This is a genomic window from Limnohabitans sp. (genome assembly GCF_040400975.1).
GTDB lineage: Bacteria > Pseudomonadota > Gammaproteobacteria > Burkholderiales > Burkholderiaceae_C > Limnohabitans_A.
The window spans coordinates 2214-4443 of the sequence record NZ_JBBAPF010000003.1; the positions used below are offsets into that span (position 1 = coordinate 2214).

Genomic DNA, 2230 nt, shown 5'->3' on the forward strand with positions numbered 1-2230 from the left:
GGGCACGGGCCTCTCAGTTCGAATCTGCCAGGGACGCCATGGGCTCTTTGTCTTCCAAAGCCCCCCCGCAGCTGCTGCCCTGACCCGCAGTGCAGCCGTAGCAGTGGTCAGCGGTGGCGATGGTTTGGCCCGAGACGTCCAGCGTCAAAAGGTCTTCGATGCGGGCTGGCTTGGAGCCAGGCAAGGGCGACGCCATGCCCAACATTTGGTTGAAGTCGCAGTCGTACAACTGGCCTTGCCAGTCCACACTGATGAGGGTTCGGCACATCACCGTGTCCAGGTTGTCGGCACGGTAGGCGCTGCGCAACAACTGCATGTAAGTGGCAAATTGGCCCTTGCTGACCAAGGTGCTGCCAAAGCGCTGCACCGGCATGTTGGTCAAGGCAAACAGGTGGTTGAACCGAATGCCGAAATGCGCCAGCAGCTCGCGTTTGTAGTCTGCTTCCAAGGCCTCTTGCGGCGGCGGCAAGGCGGGGCCTTGGGGGTTGTAAACCAAGTTCAAGACCAGCTCGGGGTGCGAGGCTTGGCCATAACCCAAGGCATTGAGCTGCTGCAAACCGGCAATGCTGCGGTCAAACACACCATCGCCCCGTTGGCGGTCCACATTGGCCGGTGAATAACACGGCAAAGACGCTGTGACTTCGACTTGGTGTGCGGCCAAAAATTCGGCCAAGTCCTCTTGACCGGGTTCACTCAGGATGGTCAGGTTGCAGCGGTCAATGACGCGCACACCCAAAGCCCGCGCACGCACCACCAAAGACCGAAAACCCTCGTTGAGTTCGGGTGCACCGCCGGTCAGGTCCAGCGTCTGGATATGCCGGCGCGCCAACACCGCCAGCACCGCATCGATGGTGGCTGCGTCCATCATTTCCGTGCGGTTGGGGCCGGCCCCCACATGGCAATGCAAGCAACTTTGGTTGCATTTGTAGCCCAGATTGACCTGCAAGGTGTCCAGGGTTTTGCGGCGAATCGGCGGAAAGTCGGTGGCCTTCAAAAGCGGGTATGTGGGGTGCATGAAAGGGGGTTCCTGGTCAAAATGGCTTGATTCTGAATTCAATACGTTACATCAGATCAAAAGGTCACACTTGCCCCTGTTGAATCTGGTGGCACACTTGGGCGGTGGCTGTGAACCCAGCAGCCGAGCACCTGTGGGTGCACGTCAAACCCTGGACCCTCTGAGAATGCAATCTACCCCTCAACCCGTGCTGCGTGACTTGGTGTTGGTTGGCGGCGGCCACAGCCATGTGGGCGTGCTGCGCATGTTCGCCATGCAGCCTGAGCCAGGGGTTCGCCTCACCTTGATCTGCACCGACATCGACACGCCTTACTCGGGCATGTTGCCGGGGTACATCTCGGGGCATTACAGCTTTGACGAGGTCCACATCGACCTGGGCCGCTTGTGTGCGTTTGCAGGCGCACGTTTTTACAGGGATGCGGTGGTGGGCATCGACCGCCAAAATCAACGGGTGATCTGTGCCAACCGCCCGCCTGTGGCTTACGACCTGTTGTCCATCAACACCGGTTCGACGCCGAAAGTGCAAAACATCGAGGGCGCGCAAGCGCTGGTCACACCGGTCAAGCCGATTGCACAGTTCAACCAACGCTGGCTGGCCCTGCTGGACAAGGCGCGCCAATGGCCATCACACCGGGGCCGCATGACGATCGCGGTGGTGGGCGGCGGCGCTGGGGGCGTGGAGTTGGTGCTGTCGATGCAATACCGATTGCGCCTTGAACTCAAGGCCCTGGGGCGCAACCCCGAAGACCTGAAATTTGTGCTGTTGACGTCGGGTGAGACCATCTTGCCCACGCACAACCCGGGCGTGCGTGCACGGTTTGTGCAGGTGCTGCAAGAGCGCAACGTGGAGGTGCACCCCCATGCCGAGGTGGTGCAAGTCTCGCCCGGTTGCCTGCACACGCGCGACGGCCGCACCTTTGACGCCGATGAGACCATGTGGGTCACGCAGGCGGGCGGCCCCGCTTGGCTGCAAAGCACGGGTCTGGCCTTGGATGCCCAAGGCTTCATCCTGGTTCACCCTCAACTGCAGAGCTTGAACGATCCTTTGGTCTTTGCGGCAGGCGATGTGGCTTCTTTTGTGGATCGCCCCCTCGAAAAAGCCGGGGTTTTTGCGGTGCGCATGGCCAAACCCCTGGCCACCAATTTGCGGCGCAGTTTGCGTGGGCAAAAGTTGTTGGCCTACACGCCACAACGCCACTGGCTGGCCTTGATTTC

2 protein-coding genes are annotated in these 2230 nt (G+C 60.6%); one reads left to right on the plus strand and one right to left on the minus strand.

Going from position 1 to position 2230, the window contains the following annotated elements; translation table 11 throughout:
• Positions 1-13 precede the first annotated feature (13 nt).
• Positions 14-1015: an arsenosugar biosynthesis radical SAM (seleno)protein ArsS gene (gene arsS / locus ABWQ00_RS03180; protein ID WP_353237223.1), complete on the minus strand. Its 1002-nt coding sequence runs from the start codon at positions 1013-1015 to the stop codon at positions 14-16.
• Positions 1016-1181: 166 nt separating this feature from the next.
• On the opposite strand from arsS, the gene ABWQ00_RS03185 reads away from it, so the two are divergent.
• On the plus strand, positions 1182-2230 hold a 1049-nt coding region (locus ABWQ00_RS03185), incomplete at its 3' end, for an FAD-dependent oxidoreductase (protein WP_353237422.1).